The 25973-nt window shown below is 65.2% G+C and carries 26 protein-coding genes and 1 tRNA gene; 10 read left to right on the top strand and 17 right to left on the bottom strand.

Going from position 1 to position 25973, the window contains the following annotated elements; genetic code table 11:
• Positions 1-2 precede the first annotated feature (2 nt).
• The 3 genes from BM190_RS14750 to BM190_RS14740 all read right to left on the bottom strand — a co-directional run bounded on the left by BM190_RS14750 (position 3) and on the right by BM190_RS14740 (position 3631).
• A complete protein-coding gene (locus BM190_RS14750; protein WP_143109043.1) occupies positions 3-842 on the bottom strand; it encodes an ABC transporter permease in 840 nt (279 codons plus the stop codon).
• Positions 839-1810, bottom strand: a complete 972-nt coding sequence (locus BM190_RS14745; protein ID WP_092255776.1) for an ABC transporter permease — start codon at positions 1808-1810, stop codon at positions 839-841. The genes BM190_RS14750 and BM190_RS14745 overlap by 4 nt, the downstream gene beginning before the upstream one ends.
• 270 nt (positions 1811-2080) lie before the next feature.
• Positions 2081-3631 carry an ABC transporter substrate-binding protein gene (locus BM190_RS14740; RefSeq protein WP_092255773.1) on the bottom strand — a complete coding sequence of 517 codons (1551 nt, stop codon included), beginning with the start codon at positions 3629-3631 and terminating at the stop codon, positions 2081-2083.
• A 483-nt stretch (positions 3632-4114) separates the two neighbouring features.
• Between BM190_RS14740 and irr the strand changes: the two genes are divergently transcribed.
• Positions 4115-4600 (top strand): Fur family transcriptional regulator Irr, encoded by a 486-nt coding sequence (gene irr / locus BM190_RS14735; RefSeq protein ID WP_092255770.1) that lies wholly within the window; start codon positions 4115-4117, stop codon positions 4598-4600.
• A gap of 21 nt (positions 4601-4621) precedes the next feature.
• Here the strand turns inward: irr and BM190_RS14730 are convergent, their stop codons facing one another.
• On the bottom strand, positions 4622-6169 hold the full coding sequence (locus BM190_RS14730) for a winged helix-turn-helix domain-containing tetratricopeptide repeat protein (RefSeq protein ID WP_092255766.1): 1548 nt from the start codon (positions 6167-6169) through the stop codon (positions 4622-4624).
• A 133-nt stretch (positions 6170-6302) separates the two neighbouring features.
• Between BM190_RS14730 and mddA the strand changes: the two genes are divergently transcribed.
• Positions 6303-7091 (top strand): methanethiol S-methyltransferase, encoded by a 789-nt coding sequence (mddA, locus tag BM190_RS14725; RefSeq protein ID WP_177237077.1) that lies wholly within the window; start codon positions 6303-6305, stop codon positions 7089-7091.
• A 213-nt stretch (positions 7092-7304) separates the two neighbouring features.
• Entirely contained in the window at positions 7305-7727 is a 423-nt protein-coding gene (locus tag BM190_RS14720) for a GFA family protein (protein WP_018316309.1), read from the top strand.
• A gap of 65 nt (positions 7728-7792) precedes the next feature.
• On the opposite strand, the gene BM190_RS14715 is transcribed toward BM190_RS14720, so the two are convergent.
• The gene (locus tag BM190_RS14715) at positions 7793-8017 is read right to left on the bottom strand and encodes a hypothetical protein (RefSeq protein ID WP_028139882.1); all 225 of its coding nucleotides are present in this window, start codon (positions 8015-8017) and stop codon (positions 7793-7795) included.
• A gap of 238 nt (positions 8018-8255) precedes the next feature.
• Here BM190_RS14715 and BM190_RS14710 point away from each other — a divergent pair, with 238 nt between their 5' ends.
• Complete coding sequence (locus tag BM190_RS14710; protein WP_018316308.1) at positions 8256-8546, top strand: hypothetical protein; 291 nt, start codon at positions 8256-8258, stop codon at positions 8544-8546.
• 135 nt (positions 8547-8681) lie between these two features.
• Here BM190_RS14710 and BM190_RS14705 read toward each other — a convergent pair whose 3' ends face one another.
• The 6 genes from BM190_RS14705 to BM190_RS14675 form a co-directional block, all read right to left on the bottom strand.
• On the bottom strand, positions 8682-10628 hold the full coding sequence (locus BM190_RS14705) for a sensor histidine kinase (RefSeq protein ID WP_092255762.1): 1947 nt from the start codon (positions 10626-10628) through the stop codon (positions 8682-8684).
• The gene (locus BM190_RS14700; RefSeq protein WP_026201644.1) at positions 10625-11308 is read right to left on the bottom strand and encodes a response regulator transcription factor; all 684 of its coding nucleotides are present in this window, start codon (positions 11306-11308) and stop codon (positions 10625-10627) included. The genes BM190_RS14705 and BM190_RS14700 overlap by 4 nt, the downstream gene beginning before the upstream one ends.
• A 151-nt stretch (positions 11309-11459) precedes the next feature.
• Positions 11460-14216 carry a T6SS phospholipase effector Tle1-like catalytic domain-containing protein gene (locus BM190_RS14695; RefSeq protein ID WP_092255760.1) on the bottom strand — a complete coding sequence of 919 codons (2757 nt, stop codon included), beginning with the start codon at positions 14214-14216 and terminating at the stop codon, positions 11460-11462.
• Between the two features lie 244 nt (positions 14217-14460).
• On the bottom strand, positions 14461-14688 hold the full coding sequence (locus BM190_RS14690) for a hypothetical protein (RefSeq protein ID WP_018316304.1): 228 nt from the start codon (positions 14686-14688) through the stop codon (positions 14461-14463).
• An 861-nt stretch (positions 14689-15549) separates the two neighbouring features.
• Positions 15550-15852: a hypothetical protein gene (locus tag BM190_RS14680; RefSeq protein WP_092255758.1), complete on the bottom strand. Its 303-nt coding sequence runs from the start codon at positions 15850-15852 to the stop codon at positions 15550-15552.
• 192 nt (positions 15853-16044) lie between these two features.
• Positions 16045-16129, bottom strand: a tRNA-Leu gene (locus BM190_RS14675).
• A 157-nt stretch (positions 16130-16286) separates the two neighbouring features.
• Between BM190_RS14675 and BM190_RS14670 the strand changes: the two genes are divergently transcribed.
• The gene (locus BM190_RS14670; RefSeq protein ID WP_092255755.1) at positions 16287-16829 is read left to right on the top strand and encodes a disulfide bond formation protein B; all 543 of its coding nucleotides are present in this window, start codon (positions 16287-16289) and stop codon (positions 16827-16829) included.
• Between the two features lie 171 nt (positions 16830-17000).
• Here BM190_RS14670 and BM190_RS14665 read toward each other — a convergent pair whose 3' ends face one another.
• Together BM190_RS14665 and BM190_RS14660 are read right to left on the bottom strand one after the other, a co-directional pair.
• Positions 17001-18086, bottom strand: coding sequence for an AbrB family transcriptional regulator (locus BM190_RS14665; RefSeq protein WP_092255752.1), 1086 nt, complete (start codon positions 18084-18086; stop codon positions 17001-17003).
• A 100-nt stretch (positions 18087-18186) separates the two neighbouring features.
• Positions 18187-18459 carry a PsiF family protein gene (locus tag BM190_RS14660; protein WP_092255749.1) on the bottom strand — a complete coding sequence of 91 codons (273 nt, stop codon included), beginning with the start codon at positions 18457-18459 and terminating at the stop codon, positions 18187-18189.
• Positions 18460-18664: 205 nt separating this feature from the next.
• Between BM190_RS14660 and BM190_RS14655 the strand changes: the two genes are divergently transcribed.
• The gene (locus tag BM190_RS14655; protein WP_092255747.1) at positions 18665-19156 is read left to right on the top strand and encodes a hypothetical protein; all 492 of its coding nucleotides are present in this window, start codon (positions 18665-18667) and stop codon (positions 19154-19156) included.
• A 128-nt stretch (positions 19157-19284) separates the two neighbouring features.
• Here the strand turns inward: BM190_RS14655 and BM190_RS14650 are convergent, their stop codons facing one another.
• A complete protein-coding gene (locus tag BM190_RS14650) occupies positions 19285-19833 on the bottom strand; it encodes a TetR/AcrR family transcriptional regulator (RefSeq protein ID WP_092255744.1) in 549 nt (182 codons plus the stop codon).
• A gap of 104 nt (positions 19834-19937) precedes the next feature.
• Between BM190_RS14650 and BM190_RS14645 the strand changes: the two genes are divergently transcribed.
• The 3 genes from BM190_RS14645 to BM190_RS14635 all read left to right on the top strand — a co-directional run bounded on the left by BM190_RS14645 (position 19938) and on the right by BM190_RS14635 (position 21617).
• Positions 19938-20366, top strand: coding sequence for an acyl-CoA thioesterase (locus BM190_RS14645; RefSeq protein WP_092255983.1), 429 nt, complete (start codon positions 19938-19940; stop codon positions 20364-20366).
• 3 nt (positions 20367-20369) lie between these two features.
• Complete coding sequence (locus BM190_RS14640) at positions 20370-20846, top strand: PaaI family thioesterase (RefSeq protein ID WP_092255741.1); 477 nt, start codon at positions 20370-20372, stop codon at positions 20844-20846.
• A gap of 114 nt (positions 20847-20960) precedes the next feature.
• The gene (locus tag BM190_RS14635; RefSeq protein WP_177237076.1) at positions 20961-21617 is read left to right on the top strand and encodes a DsbA family protein; all 657 of its coding nucleotides are present in this window, start codon (positions 20961-20963) and stop codon (positions 21615-21617) included.
• A gap of 74 nt (positions 21618-21691) precedes the next feature.
• On the opposite strand, the gene BM190_RS14630 is transcribed toward BM190_RS14635, so the two are convergent.
• The 3 genes from BM190_RS14630 to BM190_RS14620 form a co-directional block, all read right to left on the bottom strand.
• Complete coding sequence (locus tag BM190_RS14630; RefSeq protein WP_018316294.1) at positions 21692-21898, bottom strand: hypothetical protein; 207 nt, start codon at positions 21896-21898, stop codon at positions 21692-21694.
• Positions 21899-21981: 83 nt separating this feature from the next.
• Positions 21982-23052 carry a carboxylesterase family protein gene (locus BM190_RS14625; protein ID WP_092255735.1) on the bottom strand — a complete coding sequence of 357 codons (1071 nt, stop codon included), beginning with the start codon at positions 23050-23052 and terminating at the stop codon, positions 21982-21984.
• Between the two features lie 22 nt (positions 23053-23074).
• Positions 23075-24046: a S1C family serine protease gene (locus BM190_RS14620; protein ID WP_092255980.1), complete on the bottom strand. Its 972-nt coding sequence runs from the start codon at positions 24044-24046 to the stop codon at positions 23075-23077.
• Between the two features lie 287 nt (positions 24047-24333).
• Between BM190_RS14620 and BM190_RS14615 the strand changes: the two genes are divergently transcribed.
• A complete protein-coding gene (locus BM190_RS14615; protein WP_092255732.1) occupies positions 24334-25752 on the top strand; it encodes a M20 family metallopeptidase in 1419 nt (472 codons plus the stop codon).
• Positions 25753-25973: the final 221 nt, after the last annotated feature.

Genomic DNA, 25973 nt, shown 5'->3' with positions numbered 1-25973 from the left:
TGTCAGCGTCCCTCCCGCGACAGGCGCGGATTGAGCGCGTCGTTGAGGCCTTCGCCGATCAAATTGAGCCCGAGCACGGAGATCAGGATGGCGACGCCGGGAAACACGGTGATCCACCAGGCCTGGCGGATCACGGTGCGGCCGGCGCCGACCATGTAGCCCCAGGAGATCAGATTGGGATCGCCGAGGCCGAGGAAGGACAGCGAGGATTCCAGGAGGATCGCGGTCGCCACCATCAGCGAGGCCAGCACGATCACGGGCGACAGTGCGTTCGGCAGGATTTCGCGCATAATGATCCAGGTGTTGCTTTGGCCGGTGACCACGGCCGCCTGGACATATTCCCGCGTGCGCAGCGACAGCACCTCCCCGCGCACGAGGCGGGCGACCGGCGGCCAGCTCACCAGCGCGATCGAGGTCACGATCGAATAGATCGAGGGCTGCAGGATCGCGACCAGCACGATCGCGAGCGCGAAGCTCGGAATGGTCTGGAAGAACTCGGTGAAGCGCATCAGGGCGTCATCGACCCTGCCGCCGAAATAGCCGGCCATGGCGCCGATGGGAACGCCGACGATCAGCGCGACCAGCGTGGAGACGAGGCCGACAAGCAGCGAGACGCGCGCGCCAAAAATCATGCCGGCGAACACGTCGCGGCCGAGCGCGTCGGTGCCGAGCGGCACGGTGGAGAGCGTGAACGGCGGCAGGAACGGCCGCTGCACCATGCGCCATGGCGAGTTCGGGAACAGCATCGGTCCGAACAACGCGACCGAGATCGCGAGAACCAGGATGATGAGCCCGATGACGCCGCTCGGGCTGCGCAGCATCGATTTCCAGAACTGTTTCATGAGGCGAATTCGATGCGCGGGTCGACCAGGCGATAGACCAGGTCGGTGATGAGGTTGAAGATCAGGACCATGGCGGAGCAGATCACGAAGACGCCGAGCAGCAGATTGTAGTCCCGTTGCAACAGCGCGTCGTACATCAGGCGCCCGATCCCGGGCCAGGCGAACACGGTCTCGGTGATGACGGCGCCGCCGATCAGCGTTCCCGAATGCACGCCGGCCAGCGTCACGACGGGCAGCAGCGCGTTGCGCAGCACGTGGCGGCGCTGGATCACGGCGTCGGAGAGGCCCTTGGCGCGCGCGGTCTTGACGAAATCGAGCCGCTTCACCTCCAGCATCGAGGCGCGCGTCATGCGGGTATAGGTCGCCATGAAGAACAGGCCGAGCGTCATCGCCGGCATGATCAGGTGTTTTGCGACGTCCACCGCGTGGGCGAAGCCGGTCAGATTGGCGCCGACCGTCTCGTAACCAAAACTCGGCAACCAATCCATGGTGACCGAGAACAGCAGGATGCCCATCAACGCCACCCAGAAGATCGGCATGGCGTAGAAGATCAGTGCGAACACGGTGATGGCGGTGTCGAGGAAGGTCCCGGCAAAGCGCGCGGCGAAGGTGCCGAACAGGATGCCGAGCGCGAGCGAGATCGCGAATGCGGTCAGCGTCAACAGCAGCGTCGCCGGCAGCCGTTCGCCGATCAGCTTTGCGACCGGTGCCTGCTGGCGGAAGGAGAAGCCGAGGTCGAGGGTGACAACGCCTTTGACATAGAGGAAGAGTTGTTCCGGCAACGGCTTGTCGAGCCCGAATTTCTCCCTGAGCTGATTGACGAAGATCTGATCACTGGCCCCGGCCTCGCCCGCCATCACCACCGCGGGGTCGCCGGGCGCAAGCCGGATCAGGAAGAAATTGAGGACGACGATCGCAAGCAGGACGATCACGCCCTTCAGGACACGCTGAGCGATAAAGGAGAGCATACTTAGAGCGACGCTTGTTTGACGAGAGTGTCGCCGCAGCGACGGTGCGCTCCCTCTCCCGCTTGCGGGGGAGGGTAGGGGTGGGGGTGTTTCCGCAGAGAAGGTCCCCGAGTGGAGAGAGCCCTCACCCGCCGCGCTTGGGACGATGCTTCGCATCGCCCGACGCGCGTCGACCTCCCCCGCAAGCGGGAGAGGTGCACCTTTTCGGTGGCTCGGACGGCAATCATTCGGCGAAAGCTACAGCACGAGAGATCAGACGCGAAGCGCCCGTCACTTGTCGAGCCATGCGTCCTTGAAGCCGTCATTGACCCCGATTCCCGTTGTGATCAGGTTCTTGACCTTGCAACGGGTGATGGTCGGGAACTGCAGCTCGAGCATCCAGGCCACCGGCACGTCCTCGACCAGGATCTTCTGCGCCTTCTCGTAGATCTCCTTGCGCTTGGAGTCGGGGGTCGCGACCGCGCCGTCGGCGAACAGCTTGTCGATCTCGGGGTTGGAATAGCCCTCGACGTTGTTGAACATCTGGCCCTTGGCGATGGCGCTGGAGACGTAGTTGCGGCCGACGCCGAGCGCGGGATCGCCGTACTGGTAGAGATAGGTGAAGGCGATGTCGTAGTCCCAGTCGCCGATCTTCTGGTTGCCGCCGGCGACGTCGGTGGCAATGGTCTCGATGTTGATGCCGACGTCCTGGAGGTTCTGCTTCACCGCTTCCCCCCAGCGCTGCCAGGTCTCGCCATAAGCGAGCGGCAACAGCCGGATCTTCTCGCCCTTGTAGCCGGCCTCCTTCAAGAGGGCCTTGGCCTTGGCCGGATCGTACGGATATTTTTTCACGTCGTCGGTGTAATACTTGATGGTCGAGGCGGACGGGCCGGTCGCGACCTTGCCGAGCCCGTTCCAGATCACGTCCTTGGCGAAGTCGCGATCGATCGCATACATGACCGCCTGCCGCACCCGCTTGTCCGCGAGCGGACCCTGGCGGTTGTTCAGCCACAGCCAGGCCAGCGGCGAGAAGAACTCCCAGCCGGCGCCGGTGACGCAGGTGTCCTTCAGCTTGGACAGCCGCGGCACGTCGAAATTCTCCACCGAGCCACCGGGCAGCACGTCGACCTTGCCGGTCTCATACGCCACCGAGCGCGCCGCGGCGTCGGGAATGATCTGCCAGTAGATCTCGTCGAGATAGGGTTTGCCCTTCTCGTGATAGTTCGGGTTCTTGACCAGGCGGATGAATGAGCCCTTTTGCCATTCCCTGAACATGAAGGGGCCGGTGCCGACGGGGGCGTTGTTGTAGGGATTGGTCTTCCAGTCGGTGCCTTCATAGAGATGCTTCGGCACCATCGGCATCGAGCCGACCTCGAAGATGCCGAGGAACGGACCGAACGGCTGCTTCAGCGTGAACACGACAGTGTAATCATCGGGCGCCTCGACCTTGTCGACCTGCGCGAGGTTGTTGCGGGCGCGCGCGTGGGTCTGCTTCAGCATCTCGATCGAGAACAAGACGTCCGCGGCGGTGAAGGGCTTGCCGTCATGCCAGGTGACGCCCTTCCGGAGCTTGAACGTGTAGGTCTTGGCGTCCTCGCTGACGCTCCAGCTCTCGGCGAGCTCCGGCTGCGGTTCGAGCTTCGGGCTGTAGCGCAGCAGGCCCTCGAAGATGTTGCCCGAGACCATCTGCACGGGGCCGTTCTGGACCATCGCCAGCATCAGGCCGGGCGGCTCGGGCTGGATCACCGCATTGATCACACCTCCGGTCTTCGGCTCTTGCGCCAGTGTCGGGGCCGTGAGGCCGCACGCCAGGAGGAGACCAAGCAACACTCGTTTCGGCATGTCGTATCTTTCTCAAGCGAGACCAGCCGTCAACGCCTCGCACGCCATGGCGCGCGAAACTACGGCCGCTCCATCCCAGTCCCCATCCGATATCGAGGCTCACACAGTCCCGTTCGGCGCCGCAAGATGAAAGTCGCGACAGTGCTCGCACAAAAAATGTACAGCGCGTCCTGTTTTCCGCATACCTTCGCGCGCGGCGGATCGGCCCGCTCCGGGTGATCAAGCGGCCTTACTCCTGTCGAGAGTCTACGAAGGCGTTGCACAAGCCTGCGCCTGCGACCAAAAGCGTCAGGCGGTCATGATGCGCCGAGCGCCCGCCGCCAAACCGGCCAGGAATAAACCGGACCGCCTTGCGATAGGTCAGAGGCGGCCCCGCTCCGGATTTGATCCGGATCAAAGCCAGGCCGCCGCTTTTGCGATCGAATAGCAACTGGCAGGACCCGGCACTGTGCGTCCTGCTCCCCCTGAGCCGTGAGACGATCGATGGACATCCAGGCCACGAATTTCCCTGCGCATGACGATAGCGATCCTGATGTCGCCGGCCTCGAGTTGCCGCCCGATGCAGGGGTGCAGCACTGTCTGCAATTGCTCAGCGATGCCGGTCTGCGCCCGACGCGCCAGCGCCTGGCGCTCGGCCAGTTGCTGTTCCTGCGCGGTCATCGTCATGTCACCGCAGAGAGCCTGTTCGAAGAGGCAATGGCGGCGAACGCCTATCTGTCGCTCGCGACCGTCTACAACACGCTGAACCAGTTCACCGAGGCGGGCCTCTTGCGCCGGATCGCCGCCGACGGCATCAAGTCGTTCTTCGACACCGACACATCGGTGCATCCGCACTTCTATCTCGAGGGCGAGGATGTGCTGGTCGACGTTGCCGAAGGCCTCGCCTTCACCAGGATCCCCGAGGCGCTTCCCGGCCACGAGATCGCGCGGCTCGACGTCATCGTCCATTTGCGCCGCAAGCGCGCGTAGCGCCGGGGTAAGAGCAGCCGCCTAGCGCAGTCCCGCGCGCCGAAATCCTTCCAGATAGTGCTCGCGATCCCCGTCATTGGCCCACGGCAGTTGCGTCGCGATCCAGTGCAGCGAGATGTCGGGCTGGGTGCGGCGGAGCTCGCCCAGCGCCGTCTCCGCAAGCGTTCCGTCACCGGTCATGCCGGCGGAGACCGCGAGCACGCGGTAGGCGCCGGTGAGATCGCCGCGATGGCGGATCGCCTCGCGCGCCAGTGCGATGGCCTCGTCATAACGGCGTTCGGTGAAGCGCGCATAGCCGGCGATGCCGTGATAGATCGCCAGCGACGGATCGCGCGGTGACAGCCGGATCGCCCGTTGCGCGGCCTCGAACGAATCCTTGGGACGTCCGGCATAGGACAGCGCCAGCGCGTAATAACCCTGCGCCAGCGAGAAGTTCGGATTGAGCGCGAGCGCCTGCTCGAACTCGGACAGCGCGTCCCCGAGCCTGCGTGTCGAGAAGCAGACGCTGCCGAGGGCGACATGCGCCCAGGCATCCTCATGGTCGCAGCGCACCGCGGCCAGCGCGGCGGCCTCCGCCACCGGCACCACGGTGGCGAGCTCGGCCCAGCCGAGGTGCACGCCCAACATGTAATTCGCCGCCAGCACCGACAGCGCCTGACCGTAATTCGGATCGATCCCGATCGCGCGTTCGAGCAGCGTCCGTGCGGTCTCGTGATCGTGCCGGGTCACGCGCCAATAATGCGACAGCGCCCGCATCAGCAGATCCCATGCGTCCAGGCTCGCAGGTCCCTTGCGTTGGGCGCGAAAACTTTCGGCCGCGTGAATCTGCGGTTCGATCGCCGCGGCGATCGCGTTGGTGATCTCGTCCTGGACGGCGAAGACGTCGACCAGCTCGCGGTCGTAGCGCTCGGCCCATAGATGGCTGCCTGACGTGGCATCGTTGAGCTGCGCGGTGATGCGCACCCGATTGCCCGCCTTGCGCACGCTGCCTTCGACGACGTAGCGGACGCCGAGCTCCTCCGCGATCTGCCTGAGGTGGACTGCGCGCCCCTTGTAGGTGAAGGACGAGTTGCGGGCGATCACCATGAACCAGCGCTGCTTCGACAGCGCCGTGAGGATGTCCTCGCTGATCCCGTCGCCGAAATAGTCCTGAGCGGGATCGCCGCTCATGTTCTCGAAGGCGAGCACCGCGATCGCCGGGCGGTCCCCCACGCGCGACGGCGCGGGCCTGGCTTCGGCCGGCACGATCGACGCTGCCACATCTTCCCGGACCTCGCCGACGAAACGAAAGCCCTTGCGCGGAATGGTCTTGATCAGCCGCTGCGTCGCGCCGTCGTCGCCGAGCGCCTTGCGCGCTGCGTTGATCCGGCTGTTCAGCGCCGAATCCGAGATGATCCGGTCGCTCCAGATCTGGCTGATCAGGTCATCCTTACTGACCACACGCGCGCGTTGCGCGACGAGATAGAGCAAGAGATCGAACACCTGCGGCTGCAACGGCACGGCTGCCCCGCCGCAGGTCAGTTCCCGCAGGTCGCCGTCGAGCACGTTGTTTTCAAAGCGAAATCGCACGTTTCTGTCGTCTCAAGCAAAAATCAAAGTCGTCTCAGGCGAAAATCAACCGGTCGCGAAAGTCTGGGGACGTCCGATCCGGCATGGTGCGAAGACCAAACAGTGTCGATGCCTCGGCACAACGGAGCGTTCTATGACCCAACTTGATCACCAGGTTCATTCCATCAGCCCGGAGGTTGCGGGCTCACGCATTTTCAAGTTCATCGCCTTTCTGTACGGAATTGCGGCATATCTCGTGTTTTTCGTCACCATTCTCTACGCCATCGGCTTCGTCATGGGGATGGTGGTGCCCAAGACCATCGATACCGGAACCGACACGCCGACGGCCGAAGCCGTCATCGTCAATCTCCTCCTGATGTCGCTGTTCGCCCTTCAGCACAGCGTGATGGCACGCAAGCAGTTCAAGGCGTGGTGGACGCAATTCGTCCCCAAGCCGGTCGAGCGCTCGACCTATGTGCTGTTCGCGAGCCTGTCATTGCTGCTCCTGTTCTGGCAGTGGCGCCCGCTGCCTGCGATCGTATGGAATGTCGAGAACCCGGATCTCGCCGTGACGTTGGTCACGCTGTCCTTCGCTGGGTGGATCCTGGTGTTCACCAGCACCTACCTGATCAATCATTTCGAATTGTTCGGATTGCATCAGGTGACCAACCATCTGGTCGGCAAGGAGATGACGCCGCCGCGCTTCAGGACGCCGCTGCTCTACAATTTCGTCCGCCATCCGATCTATCTCGGTTTCATCATTGCGTTCTGGGCGGCGCCGACCATGACCGCGGGGCATCTGCTGTTTGCGGTCGTCACCACGCTCTACATCTTCGTCGGCATCGCGCTGGAGGAGCACGACCTCGTCGCTCTCTTCGGCGACGAGTACCGGCAGTACAAACAACGGGTGTCGATGCTTATTCCCTGGCGTCGGTCACTCTAGCCTCGGTGCGGCACCGCGCGTCCGCCGAACGGAGGACGCTTGGCCGCGCCGGCTGAGGTATGCGAGCATCTCACATACCCGTCCCCTCAACGTCCCCGGGGTGATGTCCCCCTTCACCCCGACACCTCTCCCCGCATTCCCATCGGTCCCGACATATTGTGGACGAGGAGCGGGGAGAGGATTTCTTCCTCTTCATCAAACGGAGACGACCAAATGAAACATGTCGGAAATTGCTTCTGTGGCGCGGTCACGATCGAGGTCACGGGCGCACCGGAGGCGATGGGCTATTGCCATTGCCGCTCCTGCCGCTCCTGGTCGGGCGGTCCGGTCAACGCCTTCAGCCTGTGGAAGCCCGAGGCCGTGCGCGTCACCGAAGGCGCCCAGAATGTCGAGACGTTTGCCAAGACGCCGCTCAGCCAGCGCCAATATTGCAAGAAGTGCGGCGGCCATCTCATGACCAACCATCCGCCGCTCGGACTGGTCGACGTCTTCACCGCAACCATCCCGACGCTCGCCTTCGCGCCCGGCGTTCACGTCAACTATGCCGAGACCGTGCTGCCGATGCGCGACGGCCTGCCCAAGCTGAAGGATTTTCCGGCCGAGTTCGGCGGCAGCGGCGAGATGATGCAGGAGTAGCGGCGCCGGGTGTTGAGAGGGCGGCAGCACGCCGCTCCTCTCTTCTTCGCGAGAGCGTTGGCAGATCAGCCGCCGCGTGATTCGACGACCTTGCGGCAGCTGTCCGAGAGTTTCGACTTGTTCTCGCGCAGGCAGGCATTCATCTGAGGGGGCTTGCCGATATGCTCAGCGCAGAATTTGCTGGCATCGCCACGGCAGGCCATTTGCTCCTGGACCGATGGACCGGATTGTGCAGCAGCGGGCAGGGCGGAAGCGGCGAGCAGCAGCGCGGCAACAGCTGAAATCTTCATAAAGCACCTCTTTGGAATCGACGTTGGTCCCGACCGGGATCAATCGGGCCGGACCATCTCGCGAAGGTCGTGCGTGGGTCCATGCCATGTTCATGGCGTCGGCCCGGTGTCCCGGCCGCGGCAACCCCCATCTTCATGGCATGTATCCGCGCGCCGTATTTTGTCATTCAGGCTGCACCTCGGCTGCGAAACCCGGTGATTGCATCGGGACGCCGAACGGGAAGCAGGAGAGCAAAGGATGTCGAAGAGAGCTGGAGCGCTGAGTGCGGGGCTGACGGTCATGGCGCTGGCCGGCGCGGCGATGGTGTCGCTGGGCACGAGCCCGGCGCAGGCGGTGGTCTATTGCAAGACGGTCGGCGTGCCCAAGGGCTGCGTGGTGCGGCCGACGGCGGCCGTGGTGGTCGCGCCGGGAGCGCCGGTCGCAAGAGCCGCGGTCGCAACGCCCGGCGTCGGCGCCCCCGGGGTCGGCGTGCGCGCGGGAACGCCGATGAATCGCGGCGGCCCGGTCAATCGCGTCGGCGTGCGCTGATATTTCCATTCGATTGAATTGATTGCATCGCCTCGGGCCCAGGGCGCCCTGCGGACGAACCCCCGTCCTCCGCCGGCAAATCACCCGGCCCGTTCCCTCTCTCCGCGCGTCCCACACGTTCGGAGAGGGGGCTTTTCAGCCCGCAGCCGCGTCGCTGTCGGGAAAACGCTGCGGCAATTGCAGCCGCACCCGCGTGCCGGAAGCATCGGAACTCAGGTCTAGCACGGCGCCGCAGCGCGCGGCGCGGCTTCTCATGTTGCGCAAGCCGCGCGCGGTCTGGCCCGCGCGGGCGGTCTCTCCATGGCCGGCCAGCGCAAAGCCTTGGCCGTCGTCGGTCACGCTGATCAGGCCGTACGGCCCCTCGCTTGCATCGAGCGTCTCGATGGTGACCGCGATGCGGTGGGCGTGTGCATGCTTGACCGCATTTGTCACGGCCTCGTCGAGGATGCGCACGATCTGGATGACGTGCCATGGCCTGAGTTCAGGGTGCAGGGGCAGGCCCTGCGGGGTCGCCACGCGCCAGTCGAGCGTGATGTCGTGCGGCCGCAATTGCGCGCTCGCGCGCTCGCGCCAGGAGCCGAGCGCGAGCATCAGGTCGCCGCCGATGTCGTCCATGGAATCGATGACGAGACGCAGATCCTTCAACGCGGCACGGGCGGCGTCGGTGATGGTCGCGCCCTCATGGCCGCGCTCGGAGAGCGCGACGATGCTGACGAGCTGGCCGCCGAGGCCGTCATGCAGGTCACGCATCAGACGCGTGCGCTCATTGGCGAGCGCGGCGGCGCGCGCGCGCTCCTCCTCGCGGACGAAGCTCGCCTTCAGCCGCTCCTCGGCCTCGCGCACACGTGTCACCAACTGGCCGGCGAAGCTGTCGACCTGGTTGAGCGCGCGGGCGAAGCGCCAGGTCAAGCCGGCCCCGATCGCGACCAGCATCGCCGAATAGGACAGGCGCGAGACGAAGATGCGTTCGTTGGCGACGATCTCGAACACCGTGAACATGTCCTGGACCCAGCAGACCAGCACGATGGTGACGGCGCATCCGATCGTGAAGCTTGCCGCGTCCTGCCGCCGGACGACCGCGGTCGCGGTCACGCAGGCCATCAGAAACAGGCAAATCCCGACGGTGGGGATGCCGAGCACCAGAAAGAGGATGCGCGGCAGCGGCGGGCCCCCGATCAGCCCGACCACGAACACGACGAGGCCTGGCACGAACAGCAGCATGCCGTAGCGCGGCCAGCGCCAGCCGAAGAACAGCACGCCGAACATGACGACCAACGCGCTCTCGATCGGCGCGGACGCCAGCAGCACCGCGGCAAGCCGCGACGTGGCGGCCGGCGGAACCGGCGGCGGTACGTACGCCTGCACCACGCCGAGCACCATCGCGGCCGCCAACACGCCGTAGACCGGCTCGCGGCGCCGCATCAGCCACATGATCGCGAGGATGACGGCGAGGATCGACTGCCAGGCCGAAAACACCACGGGGAGGGTGACAAACAGCAGTGTGCGCGTCTCATAGGCTGGCCGCAAGGCGGCATCCGGCCCGACATAGACAGTGTCGAGAAAACCCTTCAACGGCCCCCACACGAACAGGCGCACCGTGATCTCGTTGGCGCCCTCGCGCAGCAGTGAGGCGGGTATCGCTGCGATCTGCGGCGTGTTGCGGTCGGGCCGGTTGGCATTGGCGTCGCGCCGGGAATCGAGCACGACGACGCCGTCGACGGCGACCTCCACCGCGTTGCTGAAGCGCGGCAGATAGACCGACCATCCCGCTGCCGCTTCGCCGCGCCGGAACGTGAAGCTGCCGGTGTAGAGCGGTGGGTCGTCCAGGGAATAGCGCGACGCCGTGAAATGCGGGAGGTTCACGGGCAGCGTCACGCCGTCCTGCCGCAGCGAAAACCCGCTCAACGCAAAATCGTCGGGATCGCTCGGCTGCAGCAGCCGCAGCCCGAGAATGGTGGCGATCACGATCAGGGCCTGCATCAGCAGATAGGGCACGAGGCGCGAGGCGATCAGCCGGCGCCGCGGCCGCGTAGGCGCCTTCGTAGCTGCCTTGATAGGTGCTTTGGCCGCGATCTCGCTCACAGCTTGATCAGGCCCTGCTGCACCGCCTCGAAGACCGCTTCGCTGCGCGTGTGCACCTCAAGCTTGCGATAGATGTTCTTGATATGGCCGGGCACGGTCTGCTTGGACAGGCCGAGATGGCTGGCGATCTCGGCATAGCTGAAGCCTTTTGCGATGCCCCAGAGAATGTCGATCTCGCGCGGTGTCAGCCTCGCCGTGTTGAGCGCCGGGCCGGGCGGCGGCTCCGCCGAATTTGGCGCGGCACCTTGGGTTCTGCGCACGATGAAGCGCGCGATGGAGGCCGAGATCGGCGAATGGCCGGCGACCAGATCGCGCACCGTGGTGGCGATGTCGGTGGGGAAGGCGTCCTTGAGCAGATAGCCGGTGGCGCCGACTGTGATCGCCGAGATCACGCTTTCCTCGTCCCCGAGGGCCGAGATCACCATGATCTCGGTGTCGGGGAAGCGCTGCCTCATCTCGCGGATCAGCTCGATGCCGTGGCCGTCGGGCAGGCGCAGATCGGTCAGCAGCACGCGGGGCGCGCCGCCGGCAAGCGCGGAACGGGCTTCGCCGAGCGTGCCGGCGCTGCGCACCTCGTAGCCGGCCTTGACCAGCGCATCCTGCAGCCGCCAGCAGGTCGGCGCGTCGTCCTCGACGAGGAGGATGGTGATGGCTTCACCCGTCTCGCCCTGTTCGGTCATGATCATGGTCCCGCGACCCGCGTGTCCCCCGCGGCGCAAGGGCAAGTTTAACCACCGGACGCAGGCAGCGACACCCATAATCATGGGGGCGGGAATGCCCCGTGTCCAAGTCGCGGCGCGGAGCGCTCCGACGCTGCGTCCCCGCTGGACCTCAGTTGCTCGCCAGCGGTAATGCCGGCTTGTCCGGCGGCATCGGTGGGGCCGGCAGGCGCTGGACCTTGATCTTCGCAGTGCCGCTATTGTTTCGGTAGAACAGATCGTGCGGCCCCTGGATCGCATCGAGCCAGGACGGGACCCACGACTCCGGAAGCAGCCGCGGGAATATCTGGACGGCGTCATTGACGTAGAAGAACAGCTCGCCGGACTCGGGCGCCACGAATTCGGCGACGACGCGGCCGGTCAACAGCTGCTTGGTCCAGACCTGGCCTGCCTCGGCGAGCATGGCCGGCGGAATCGGTTCGAATTTGCCGAGTCCGTCGAGCCTGCCCTTGAATTCGGCCGTGTCGTCGAGCCGCGCGGGGTACCTGTTGCGGCTCCTGCTGATGTCGTCCTCCGCGGGCAGGGTGGGCTTCATGCGGCGGGGAAATTCGTCGGCCGGCATCACATTGACTGCCTTGAGCGGCAGGTCGTTGATGCCTTTGCTGCCGACGCGCACCACGGGCTGAAACCAGTCCGCGGCGAACAGACGACGCTCCGGCAGCGCCACGTAGTGGTGCGGCTCGTAGGTCGCAAATCCGTTCACGCCGCTCATGATGGTGCGGTCGAACCATGGCTCTTTGATCTCGAGAAAGACGCGGTATTTGCGGCCCTTCTCGACGGCGAGCCCGCTCCACCAGCAAAAGTCCCTGGTGTCGAATAACGCGCGCGCGTCGACCGGCTCGTCCGTCACCGGCGTGCCGGTCTGGAACGCGGCCGAGCCCTTGACGGCAGGCGGCGAGCAGACCGATCCGAGGGCGAGACGTGCGGTGAACAGGCTGCTCGACACGATCAGCGCGGCGGAGCCGAAGATCGCGATCAGGAAGACCGCCGGCACCAGTCCCCTGGTGATGACGTGCTGCGCCGGGCTGGCGTTCAGGCGCATCCAGTGTCCGAGCCGCATCAACGGCCCCGGCTTGTCGATGTGCTCCATGCTCGCCCTGCGGCGCGACGTGTTCCATGCAAGACGCGCCCGCTCCTCGATGTCGTCACGCAACGTTCCGTTCTTTTGCCAGATCCACCAGGTGACGATCACCACGATCGAGGTCAGGAAGGGATAGTAGGTCGCGATGTTGAGCCAGGGGGCCGCATAGGACGGCACCACGTCTTGCAGCAGATTGGTCAGTGGCGCCACCACTGCGCCCATCACCCAGTCGATATTGGTGATGAAAGACAGTGCGCCGGTGCCCTCCAGGGCGCGGTCTTCGGACCATTGCACCAGCGCGTGCGCGATCCACGGCCACGCGGCGATCACGCCGGCCATGAACAAAAGCGAGAAATAGGCGACGCGCCGCCACCACACGGTGTCGCGCGTGAGGCTCGACATGGTGGCGTCCGGCGTGCTCATCCCAGTGAAGGCCCTGGCCTCCTCGGTACGACGCGGTCCCGTCGCCTTTTGCAGATAGGCGGCCTTCATGACCTCGCGCGCATGCTGCTCGTCGAGATCCTTGGTCTCTCCCTCCGATCGCAGCGGCAACCTCGTTCCGTCCGGCAGCAGCACCAGGCAGTTCGCCGGAAGCATGATGGGGGCGTAATCGTCGCAGCCGAGCAGCATGCGCTCGATGACGGCGAAGTGCACCACCGGCAGCCCGCCATTCACGTCGCCGCTGAGGATCGGACGCGGCCCGTAGCGGTACAGCACCGCTGCGCCGCTGCGTGAATCATGCCGCGGCCCGAGCGCCGATTGATATTCCCTGAAATGCTCGATCTCGCCGTCCTGGAAGCGCAACCGGTCGCCGAGCTGCTCGACCATCCAGACTAGCGGCACGAAGGACAGCGTGGATTCAGGATAGCCGCCGCCGATATCGGAATGGACGCCCGTGAACCACACTTCCTTGACGATCTGTCCCTCCGCCAGATGGCTCTGGTCGATCCGCAGCGGATGGAAGGTGGTGCGTTCGTCGTCGAGCGCGAGCGCGTGACAGGCGTGCCTGACCTTGTGCGACAGCCGGTGATTGCGGAACGAGATCGGCCAGATTGCCCAGTCGATGGCGAGGCGGAGCTCCTCGACCGGCACGCCGAAGGCCTCGACGGTGTCGAACAGGCCGAGGAATGCGATCTCGACCTCGCTGCGCCCGTTCATTTTGCTCCGCACCTCGGCATAGCTACGGTGCCCGCAAAGCCAGTGATAGACGAACAGCAGGAAGTCGCGGATCCAGCGCGTGACCCAGATCGTCGGCAAGCTCTTGGTCCAGGGCACGGTCTCGCGCCGATACTCGCGCCAGGCGGCTTTGACGTTGCGCCCCATCTCCGCGTGCGACACCGGCGTGTCGTCGATCTCCGCCGGCACCAAGCCCTGGCTCGCGATCAGCGCCGCCAGCGTGCGCGCGGTGAAGGCGCCGCGGCTGAAGCCGAAGATGTAGATCTCGTCGCCGGGTCGCCAATTCCAGCACAGGAAGCGATAGAGCTTGCGTACGTTGCCGGGGACGCCGATGCCGGTGGCGCCGTCGAGCGCGGCAAGCGGTGCCCAGCCGGCGGTGCCGACACCCTTGATGTAATGCGAGATCTGGTCCGGCTGGGTATGGTCCAGGGCCTCATACAGACGCCAGACGCTGGATTCCTGCTTGGTGAACGCATTGCCGGTGCCGTCGGCGAACAGCACCAGCTTGCGTCTTGGCAGGGCCGCGCCCGCGCCGGCATTGCTGTCTTGATCGCTGGGCGCGCGTTCCGGCCTCGGAGAATCGGCGTTCCCCCCGACATCATGATGCGTCATGGGCCCCTCCGGCAATTCGACAAGGAAAGCGTCAGGCCAAACCGGGCACCATTTCCCGGAATCAATCAGTGGTTGAAATATCTGACTCATGAAAACACAGGTGCATTCTGCGCACAGTCGCGTTGAGGTAGCAAGCGGGATCGTGCGGCGTCGCCGTGTCGGGTCGTCGCTGGCTGGCGGCGGCGCTGCCTCCAGCGGTCGTTGTCTCCATGGCGACAGACTTGTGCTGGATGGGCTGACGCCGTTACGAGAGATCCACCCGCGGCGGCGGGTAGCGCCGCGCCAGCATCGACAGCGACAGATCGCGCTCGTCCGCCGGCAGCTCAAGATAGGCCAGCACCAGCGGCCGCTTCCAGTCGCCGACGCCGAAATCCATCGCCATCCATTTCTGCGGCTCGGGGCCTTCGAGGCCCCGGACCCAGACGAAATAGCGGGGGAGGTCGTCGGCGTCCGTCCTGCGTGTCCTGGCCATCAAACTGTCCGCTGCATCACATCTGCTGCCACAGGATATAGGGATCGGCGCGGCGAAGTGGAACGGCCTCAAGAAGCGTAATCTCTCCTCCTCGTCATTGCGAGGAGCTCTTGCGACGAAGCAATCCAGACTGTTTCCGCTGATGCATTCCGGGATTGCTTCGCTGCGCTCGCAATGACGATGCGGATACACGGGGGAGAAACGAAGCTATTGAGCTGCAGGAGATGATTCTCGGCCGGAACAAGGTCTCTCTGGACACTCGCCGCTTGGTCACACAAGATTCTGCTTCACCGAAATTCGGAAATATCGTATGTGTCGCTCATCCCGGCCCAAGGATAAGGGGCGTTTCGCGATCGTCACGATGCGCGGGCCGGGTGGCGGTGGACGTGGAGTGCATCGGCGCGCCAGCAATCGCAGGGCGGGTTTGGCCCGTGAGCGGTTGAGCAGCGCGCACACGACCGGTGCGGTCCGCGTACGGCAAAAGCGTGTCGTCCTGACGCCCGGGGTCTGTGCGTCAAGGCTTGTGGTGGTGAAGCGGCCCGACCGGGCACGCGCGCCAGTCATCCGCAAGGCGACGGGGGCAATAGTGCATCGCTCCCCGGGGAGAGCGCGCCATAAGCCGTAAAACCATTGCGCAGGGAAAGGCCGGGATGTCCTGGGCTGCCCTGTATGCCGCTGTGCATTTGTCTTCGCAATTTGCGCGCAGCGGACCGCGGGTGCCAGCCGGCGCCCGGCCTTCCCTGCGCCCTTTCCAAGGAAGGGGCGTCAAGAGAAGCACTGGACTCGGGCGTCATGCGTCGCGAGGCCGAAGAGGCGTGTCCTGTTACCTAGAAATTGAAGTGGGCACGCTGGTCCTGACGATCACCGCCACAACTCGCAGGTCGCCACGCGGTTGATGTCGGCGAGCCGGCGAGCGGCGTTTCCGTGCAGATCGAGGCTTTCGACCAGCGTCAGCAGGCGCCGATAGGCGTCCTCGGCAGTGTCGACCGGCAGCGGGGCCTCGTCAAAGGCCTCGACATAGCTGCCGATGACGCCGCTGAGCAGGCGGCACAGGCCGCGCTGGGCGGGATCGTGCTGGCCGAGCGTCTCGAGCTTCTGCTGAAAGGTCTGGAAGGTCCGCAAACCGTGGTGTTGCTGCGAAAGCCACGCGTGCAGGTCGTTCATATGAGCTCCTTCGAGTTACGGAAGAAGCTACCGGTTTATACAGTGGAGATGAGGGGATGGCTAGGGAGGGGGGAGAGCGAGTGTGTTGAGCCAGTCCGCCTTCGCCAAGGCTTCGGCGCGACAGCCTTCGCCGCTTCGCATGGATATGGCTGCGCCCGGCTTGCCGAGCCGTAGCTGCGAAGCAGCGAAGGCTGGTGCCCCTGGCCGGAATCGAACCAGCACTCCTTGCGGAACTCGATTTTGAGTCGAGCGCGTCTACCAGTTCCGCCACAGGGGCCCTCGGTCGGCCCTTGCAGGGAGCGTCGCGAAGCCGGCGGACTATAGCCATGGACAAAGCGGGGTCAACCCGCGCCAAAGTGATGTCAGCCGTTCTCGACAGCCGCATGGAGCGGGTCTAGAGGCTTAGGAGCGCGACCTACCGGAAAGAGGCTGCCGTGACGACCCAGAGTGCCGCCATACCTGCTGCGTTCAAGCCGGCTGCGAGCGGCGCTGCGCTGACGGCCTCGCTGCTCGTCACGCTGATTGCAGCCGCGACCATCGCGGGCGCCTGGTTCTTCCAGCTCGTGCTGGAGATCCTGCCCTGTCCGCTCTGCCTGGAGCAGCGCTACGCCTATTATCTCGCGATTCCGCTCGGTGCGCTCACGGCGCTGGCGGCGCGGAGCGGCGCGCCGCGGCCACTGCTGCTGGCGGGGCTGGCGATCCTCGCGCTGGCAACGCTCGCCAATGCCGGTCTCGGCACCTACCATTCCGGCGTTGAATGGGGGTTCTGGAAGGGGCCGACCGATTGCAGCGGTCCCGTCGTCAATCTCGGCAATGCCGGCGATCTGTTCTCAAAGCTCGACACCGTGAAGGTGGTGCGTTGCGACGAGGTGCAGTGGCGCTTCCTCGGCCTCTCGCTCGCCGGCTACAACGTCCTGATCTCGCTGCTCATGGCCGCGATTGCCGCGTGGGGATTTGCGAAGACGGCGAGAGGCTAGGTCAGCTGCCGTAGGTGGGCAGGCAGGCTGCCGTAGGGTGGGCAAAGGCGCGCCCTTCGCGCGCCGTGCCCACCATCTCGTAGTGATAAGGTCGAAAGAGAACGTGGGCACGGCGCTATGCGCCTTTGCCCACCCTACGAGAGCGGAGTTCGCGAGGCGCACCGCGCGCCGTTAATCATCCACATCGTCCTGCGTACGCCCGAACAGATGCACGATGCCCGGCGTTGCGATCGTCACGAACACGAAACGCGACAAATGGTGGGCCCCGACGAAGATCGGGTCGATGTGCAGCGTCAGCGCCAGCGCCAGCATGGCATCCATCGCGCCCGGCGCGAAGGCGACGACGGCGTCGGAGAATCTGACCTGGGTGGTCAGCGCCACGATGCCGACGAAGATGGCGGAGACGGCGATTGCGACCGTGAACGAGCCCAGCGCCGCGTTGAGGTGGCCGGCCAGCGTCTTGATCCGCATCCGCGCGAAGCGGCTGCCGATCAGCGCGCCGATCCCGACCAGCGCCACGCCGCGCACCCAGTCCGGCAGGCCGCCCTCGACCCAGCCGGCGCCATGCAGCACGCTGGAGGCGATCATGGCGCCGAACATCCAGCTCGCGGGAAACCTGATCAGGCGAAGGACCAGCGCCATGGCCAGCGACGCCGCGGCCAGCTCGACGAGATCGAGCGGCGAGGCGATCGTCGTCGCCAGCGACGGCGCGGTGGAGGGGGCGACGCCCGCAAACGCGAGCACCATCGGCAGGGCCGCGGTGAGGATGATGACGCGCATGGTCTGCACCACCGCGATTCCCGGCAGGTCGGCGCCGCGCTCGACCGCCAGGATCGTGATCTGCGACAGCGCGCCGGGGCTGCCGGCCAGGAAGGCCGAGGTGCGGTCCCAGCCATGGATGCGCTGGAGGTAATAGCTCGAGCCGAAGGTCGAGCAGAAGGTCGCGAGCGCAAGCAGCCCGATGGTGAGGGGATATGCGCCGACCTGCTGAAGCAGATGGCGCGAGACCACCGAGCCCAGCGAAATGCCGAGCAGCACCAGCACGGTCTGGGTCAGGAGCGGCGGCAGCGCGAGCTGGCGCCCGGCGATCGCGGCGATCCCGACCGCGATCATCGAGCCGGAGATCAGCCCGCCGGGAAGGCCGGCGAGGAGAAACACAAGGCCGCCGGCGGTGCCGATGACGAGCGTCTCCGCCGTGCTCAGGATCTTGGCACGGCTCGGCCATTCAAACGACAGGGAGGCGGCAATTTGCTTCACGCCACCTTATCGCAAATCAGCGAGAGGCGCACAATTGCAGGCTCGTCATGCCGCAATGCGCGCGCCTCTCGCTGGAAGCTCGCGGAAGATCGTGTCGGGGCTACTTCTTGTCGGCAGCCGGCGCGGCGGCGCCCGCCTTGGCGGTCTTGATGCATTCGGAGCGGAATTTCTTGCGCTCCTTGCCGTGCAGGCCCTTGGCGTCGGCCTGCTTGGAGCATTCGAGCGACTCCGCCGAGCGCTCCTTCGGGGCTTTCTTGTCGGCGGTGGCGGCAGGTTCGGTCTTGGCAGCCGGCGCGGCGGTCTGCGCGAAGGCAGTGCCGCCGGCGAGCAGGGAGGCGAGGGCGACGGCGGCGAGGCGAGAGGCGAGGGTCATGGTGTTGCACTCATCTTGCGAGAATTGCGAAGGGCTGCGAACGTCGGCTCGCATTGCTGAACGCGACATGAATAATCTGAACGGCGCCGTTACTATATTTTGGCGGCCGGGAGCCATCGCTTCCTTGTCGCAAATGGCCGGCACGCTAGGATAGCAATTCTTGTTTCACTTCCCCTCGGGGGAAGACCAAGGAGGAGACCTAAGGATGACCATTCAATCAAAAATGCTGTGCGCGATTGCGTTGTCGGGATTTGCTGTGCTCTCGGTATCGGCGCCGGCGCAGGCGCTGACGTCGCAGGAGTGCAGCGCCAAATACCAGGCGGCCAAGAAGGACGGCTCGCTCGGCACCATGAAGTGGAATGACTTCCGCAAGGCCCAGTGCGGCGCGGATGCAACGCCGGCTGCTGCAGCACCGGCTGCTCCTGCACCGACCGCGGCTGCGCCCGCCGAGCCGAAGCAGGCCAAGAAGGAGGCGGCCCCCGCCGCCGCGCCGACCCTGCCGGCGGGACCTGCGATCTATCCGAACGCGATCGATCCGAAATATGCCAAGGAGACCCCGGGCAAGGGGCGCCTGCACACCTGCGTCGACCAGTACAACGCCAACAAGACCACCAACGGCAACGGCGGCATGAAGTGGATCCAGAAGGGCGGCGGCTACTACAGCGAATGCAACAAGAAGCTGAAGGGCGCTGCCTGAGCTTCGAATCGATACGAAGGCCGGAGCACCGCTCCGGCCTTTTCACTTGATTTTGAGTTGGAGCATTATCTTTCGGAAAACCGCTGCACACTTTGCGCTCACGCGGCCCTTCGGGTCCGGATCATGCTCTAGTTGAGCAGCTTTTCGGCCGATTTCGCCACCAGTTGCGACCGCTTGCGCGGGCCGCGCTCGACGAACAACAGGCTCTGGCCGAAGATGAAGCAATAGAACAGGAAGGCCTGCGCCTCGGCCTCCTCGGGTGCAAGCCCGGTCGCGCGATAGAGCTCGGCCACGTGCTTGAGCCGCGCTGCGTCCACGCTCGCCACGGCCGCCGCGGCGCTCTCGTCGGAGCGGGCCCATTGCCGGATCGCGAGCTCGATCGCCATGGCTTCCGGATTGAGCCGCTCGGAGTAGAGCTGGATCACCGCCTTCAGCCGTTCGCGGGGCGGTTGACCATCGAGGCGCGTCTGCTGCGCGATCGACGCGGCCCGCCCCTCGCGCCAATGTTGCAGCATGGCATCGAGCAGCGCGGCGCGGTCGGCGAAGCGGCGGTAGAAGCCGCCCTTGGTGACGCCGAGATTCTTGGCAAGCACCTCGACCCTGACACCCTCGACCCCCGCGCGGGCGAGCTCGGCAAACCCCGCCTCGACCCAGACATCGCCCTTGCCGTCGCTCATGAATGAAGCCTCTCGAACTCTTGATACGGTGCCGTATTGCTAACGCGTCTCGTGCCTGATACGCTACCGTATCAATCAATAAACAACGAGGGCGGAAAATGGCGATGGAGCAGGAGGCGACCTATCGCGGCACGGTCTATCCGTGGCAATGCGACCATGTCGGCCACATGAACATCATGTGGTATGTCGGCAAATTCGACGAAGCCAACTGGAATCTATTCGCCCGCCTCGGCCTCACGCCGAGCTATTTGCGTTCCTCCGGCCGCGGCATGGCCGCCGTGCAGCAGAACATCGCCTACAGGCGCGAGCTGCTCGCCGGCGACATCGTCGAGATCCGTAGCCATCTGCTCGAGGTGCGCGAAAAGTTGATCCGCTTCCGGCACGACATGACGAATGCCGAGACCGGCGAGATCGCGGCGATTTGCGAGATCACCGGCGTGCACATGGATCGAACCCAGCGCAAATCGGCGCCGTTCACGGATGCCGTCCGCGAGATCGCTCTTCGGCATCTCGCCGAGCCGGCCGAGGCCTGAGCCATGGCTGCGTTCGAGCCGAAGAACCCGGGCTATCGGGCGGCGGCCATCGCCATGTTCGACGGCCAGCCGGCGATGCACACGCTCGGCATCGTGATCGTCCGCCTCGCACCGGGCGAGGCCGAGCTGGCGATGCTGCATTCCGCGGCCTTCACCCAGCAGAACGGGTTTGTTCATGCCGGCATCATCACCGCCGGGCTGGACAACGCCTGCGGCGTTGCCGCCTTCACCCTGATGCCGCGCGAGGCTGATATCCTTACCGTCGAGTTCAAGACCACGCTGCTGGCTCCGGCTAAAGGCGAGCGCTTCGTCTTCAAGGCCGAGGTCGTCAAGCCCGGCCGCACGCTGACGTTCTGCGAGGCCAGGGCGTTTGCCGAGCACGAGGGCAAGACCACGCTGATTGCAACGATGACCGGCACGTTGATGGCGATGCTGCCGCGCATTGCAGCGCCACCCGCGGCGAGTGCGTCCGGCGCATAGCCTGACGGTCACGCTGCTGGTGCGATGACATCGCCGTCGCGACACTCTATATGACGAGTAACAATTCCCGGTCCCGACCGTATTCAGGGAGATGGGACCGAAACGGGACGAGATATGGCTGGATTTGAGACTAAGGGCCTTGCGCCGACGCGGCGCGCGGCGTTGACGTTGATCGGGGCGGGCGCCCTCGCACTGACGGGCGCCTCGGCGCGCGCGGCGACCGACGACAACGAGGTGCTGACCGAAGCCAAGGTGCTGCGCGATCCCGACACGCCCGTCGCCGGCAATTCCAACGGTAACGTCACGATCGTCGAATGGTCCGACTACAATTGCCCCTATTGCCGCAAGCTCGAGCCCGAGCTGCGCCAGGTCGTTCAGGACGACGGCAAGGTGCGGCTGGTGATGAAGGATTGGCCGATCCTCGGGCCGGTCTCCGTCACCGCGGCGCGGACCGCTCTCGCGGCAAAATTCCAGGACAAATACCATCAGGCCCATGATGCCTTGATGGGCGTCAGCTCGCGCCTGACCGAGCCGCGCATCAACGAGCTGCTTGCCGCCGCCGGCCTCGACATGGATCGCCTGAAGCGCGATCTCGCCGGCCATGGCAGCGATATCGACGCCCTGCTCAAGCGCAACAACGAGCAGGCCGAAGCCTTCGGTTTCAGCGGCACCCCGTCTTTCATCGTCGGCAAGTACCGCGTCCCCGGCGTGCTCAGCATGACCGAGTTCGAGCAGGTCATCGCCGATGCGCGCAAGGCCAAGATGAACTGAGGCGCATCGGCGGTAGCCAACGCAAAGGCGCCGCCGCGGAGCTCGCGACGGCGCCTCGTTCATGATGGGCGTTGTTACTTCGACGAGATCCGGACCCAGTCCTTGTGCGCGCGGTCGCGCAGCGCATCCCAATCCGCCTTCGCGACATCCCAGTTCACGATGGTGCGATTGGTGGTCGCGACCTCGCCATTGGCGACGGACGAGGTCTGCATGGAGTCATAGACATACACGCCGCCGGCAAGCAGCAGCGCGCCAAGGATCATTCCGAAAAAAGTCTGCATTTGCGAACCTCCGGTGGGCCAGCAATAACGTCGGCCCGGAGCGATGGTTCCGCGGCAGTGCGGCGCGGATAAGGACGGGTTGTTCACCCCGCGTTCAGCCACTGCACCAGCTCCGCGTTGATCTCGCGCGGATAGGTGTGGCTGAGGTCGTCGATCTCGCGATAGGTGACATCAGCCCCGGCCGTTGCGAGCGCGGCCTGGGTCTGGCGCGCGGTCTGCACCGGAAACATCCAGTCGAGCTTGCCGTGGGTGATGAAGATGGGCAGCCCCTGCAGGCGCGCGGCGTCGGCCATCTCCGCCATCAGCGGATGGAAGGTTGCCGAGACCGGCGCCAGATGGGTGAAAGGCGAGGCGCCGTCGAGGCCGCTGACGTAACTGAAGGTGCCGCCGTCGCTCATGCCGGTCAGCAGCATGCGCGAGGCGTCGATGCTCCAGCGGCTGCGCACGGTTTCGAGGATACGCATGAGGTTAGGCGTATCGGCATCATCGCCCATCAGCGCCCAGGTCGGACCGGTCGCGGTTGGCGCCACCAGAATCGTGCCAAGGCTGCGGGCGTCGCGCAACCAGCTCCACAGGAAACCGCGTCCGTTGCCGCTGCCGCCATGCAGCGCCATCACCAGCGGCATGGCACGCTCGGGCGTATAGTCCTCAGGCACATAGACCGAGAAGCCGCCGCGGCTGCCGGGTTCGTTGTGATCGTGGAAGATGCCAGTATTTTCGCTCGCGCCGACGTCGAGCCGCGACAACAGATCCGCATTTTCGCGATTGGCGGTGTTGAGGAAGAAGCTGCTTACGGGAGGAAATTGCATCGCCAGGGGATAAAGCGCCTCCTGCGCGCGCGGCACGTGGCGCAGCGCGCGGAAGACAGCGATGAGATCGCCATTGCCGCGCTCCACCTCGCGGATCCCGGCAAAGGCGGCGAGCGTCTCGCCGCAGGCGCGATCGAGCCGCTCGCGGAGGCCCGCGAACTGCTCTGGCCACTTTCCAATAGCCGCGTGTGCCGCTTGCAGCGCCTCATCCGGTGCGCCGATCGCGTTCATCACGGTAGCGAACGCCGGCGGATGCAGATGGCGTTGGAAGAAGCCGAGTGCTTCCAGCGCATTGAGCAGCGGCGGCAGCACGGCCACGATGTCGTCGATCACGGCCTCGCTCATCGCGGCTTCCTTCAGCGTGGGATCAATGCAGCTTCGGTGCCTTCAAGAGCTTGAAGCGATCGGTGGAGGTCACCGTGACGTCGAAGGTGACGCCTTGGTGGTACACGGTCAGCGGCACGTCGACGCCGGCGGTGCCGAGCGCCCACATCTTCTTGTAGAAGGCGGTCTGGCTCGTGACCTTGTCCCCGTTCACGGCGAGGATGATGTCGTCGGTCTTGAGCTCGGCGCGCGCGGCAGGGCCGTTGGGGGAGATCCCGATCACGACCAAGCGGTTGTCGATCTCGGTCGAGTAGAGCCCGAGCCAGGGGCGCGCCGGCTTGTTGACGCGACCGAACTTGCGCAGATCGTCCAGGATCGGCTTCAAGAGGTCGATCGGCACGACCATGTTGACATGCTCGGCCTTGCCGTCGCGCTCCCGCTCCAGCTGAAGCGAGCCGATGCCGATCAGCTCGCCGCGCTCGTTGAGCAGCGCCGTGCCGCCCCAGTTCGGATGCGCGGGATAGGTGAAGACGGCTTCGTCCAGCAGATATTCCCAATAGCCGGCGAATTCCTGCTTGGCCACGATCTGGCTGGCGACCGAGCGCGTGCGACCGCCGGCGCCGCCGACCACGACGCGGTCGCCGATCCCGGTTTCTGCCGAGCTGCCGAGCGGCAACGGTTCGACGTCGAGCTCACCGAGGGCTTGCACCAGGCCGAAGCCGGTTTCGGAATCGAAACCGAGCGCATGGCCTTCGACCACCCGCCCATCGCCGAGGTGCAGCCACACCGATTCCGCCTCGGTGATGAGATAGCCGATGGTGAGCACCAGTCCGTGATCGATCACGACGCCGTTGCCGGCGCGTTCGGTGCCCAGCGTCTCGGCGCTGAAGGCGTCCGGCGGGACGATGGCGTGCAGGCCAACGACGGATGCGAGCGCGCGGTCGAGATCGAAACCGTAGTCGCCCGCACGCGGCTGATTGGCCGGCGGCACTCTCCATTCGGTCAAAGCGGGCATGGAGTTCTCCTGGCTGAGTGCATCGCTCCGTGATTGCTGCAGAGCGACGCGCGAAGCCCGCATAATTTAGGCCGGGGCAGGCCGTCTTGAAAGCCTCGTTCCCAATTATTCGTGAGAGCGCCGCGTGAAATCTTTGAAAGGCACGGAAACACCTTGTGCACGAGCGGTAGGCACCCCTCAATCCGGCATGCGCCGCATGGCTGGTGTCCGGCGAGGTGCTAGGCGCCGTACCATGAAGCTGCTAACCATTGCCGCTTCGTTTGACCAAGGGATCACGGACCGAAGCAATGGACAACCGCAGCGATATCTGGCGTGGCGTCGACACGATCAAGGGGCGTTTCATCGACCTCAGCGACAAGGTCTGGGGCATGCCCGAGGTGTGCTACACCGAGGCGCGGTCCGCCGCCGAGCATCTCGCCGAGCTGCGTCATCAGGGTTTCCGCATCACCGAGAACGTCGCCGGCATTCCGACCGCAGTGATGGGCGAGTGGGGCGAGGGCGGTCCGGTCATCGCATTCATGGGCGAATATGACGCCCTTCCCGGTCTCAGCCAGGAAGCGGGTGTCGCCGAGCATCGTCCGATCGAAGCCGGTGGGCACGGCCATGGCTGTGGTCACAATCTGCTCGGTTCCGCCGCGCTGCTCGCCGCGACCGCGGTGAAGGACTGGCTTGCCGAAAACAAGGTGCCAGGTCGCGTGCGCTATTATGGCTGTCCGGCTGAAGAAGGCGGCGCCGCAAAGGCCTTCATGGTGCGCTCCGGCGCGTTCGAGGACGCCGACATCGCCATCACCTGGCATCCGCACAGCTTCTGGGAGGTCGCGGTGACGCCGTCGCTCGCCAACACGCGCGCGGATTTCATCTTCACCGGTCGCACCTCGCATGCCGCGGCCTCGCCGCATCTCGGCCGCTCCGCGCTCGATGCGGTGGAGTTGATGAATGTCGGCGTGAACTACATGCGCGAGCACATGCCGAGCGATGCGCGGGTGCATTACGCGCTGCTCGACACCGGCGGCATTGCGCCGAACGTGGTCCAGGCCCATGCGCGGGTGCGCTATTCGATCCGCGCCCGTGACCTTCCCGGCATGAACGAGCTGGTCGGACGTGTGAGCAAGATCGCCGAGGGCGCGGCGCTGATGACCGAGACCAAGGTCGAGATGAAGATCATCTCCGCGGTCTCCAACATCCTGCCGAACACGCCGCTGGAGCAGGCGCTGCACCGGGTCATGGAAGAGCTCGGACCGCCGCATTTCGACGATGCCGACAAGGGCTTTGCCAGCCAGATCCGCGCGACCTTGAGCGACAAGGATATCGCGTCGGTCTTTTACGCGATCGGCATGGAGCAGACCGATCGGCCGCTGGCCGACTTCTTGGTGCCGCTCGATGCCAAGCGCAACCCGCTGGTCGGCTCGACCGACGTCGGCGACGTCAGCTGGGTGGTGCCGACCGTGCAGGTTCACGCCCCCACGGTTGCAATCGGCACGCCGTTCCACACCTGGCAGGTGGTGGCGCAGGGCAAGAGCCCGCATGCCCACAAGGCCATGGTGCAGGCCGCCAAGGCGATGGCCGGTCTCGGCATCAAGGCGCTGACAGATCCGGAACTGATCAAGGCGGCCAAGGCCGACTTGAAGAAGCGAACGGCCAAGACGCCGTATGTCTGTCCGCTGCCGGATCACGTCGAGCCGCCGCTCGACATGTCCGTCGCGTAGAATTTCGCCTCCACACTTCGTCTGATCCTGCGAACAAATTTTCCGCAGTGCAGCGTGCAATCCAGCATGTTTTGATGCTGGATTGCCGAACGGATGGGCTGCAGAACACAGTTTTGCCCAACAGACAGCCAGAAGACCGTTTGCATACACACGGTCCCAGTTGACGCGCCCCCCATTCGGTGTGCCATCTACTGCCAGCTAATTGGGCGGCCGCCTCTGAC

The organism is Bradyrhizobium sp. Rc3b (genome assembly GCF_900114915.1).
Lineage (GTDB): Bacteria > Pseudomonadota > Alphaproteobacteria > Rhizobiales > Xanthobacteraceae > Bradyrhizobium.
This window is presented reverse-complemented; position numbering and strand designations above follow the sequence as displayed.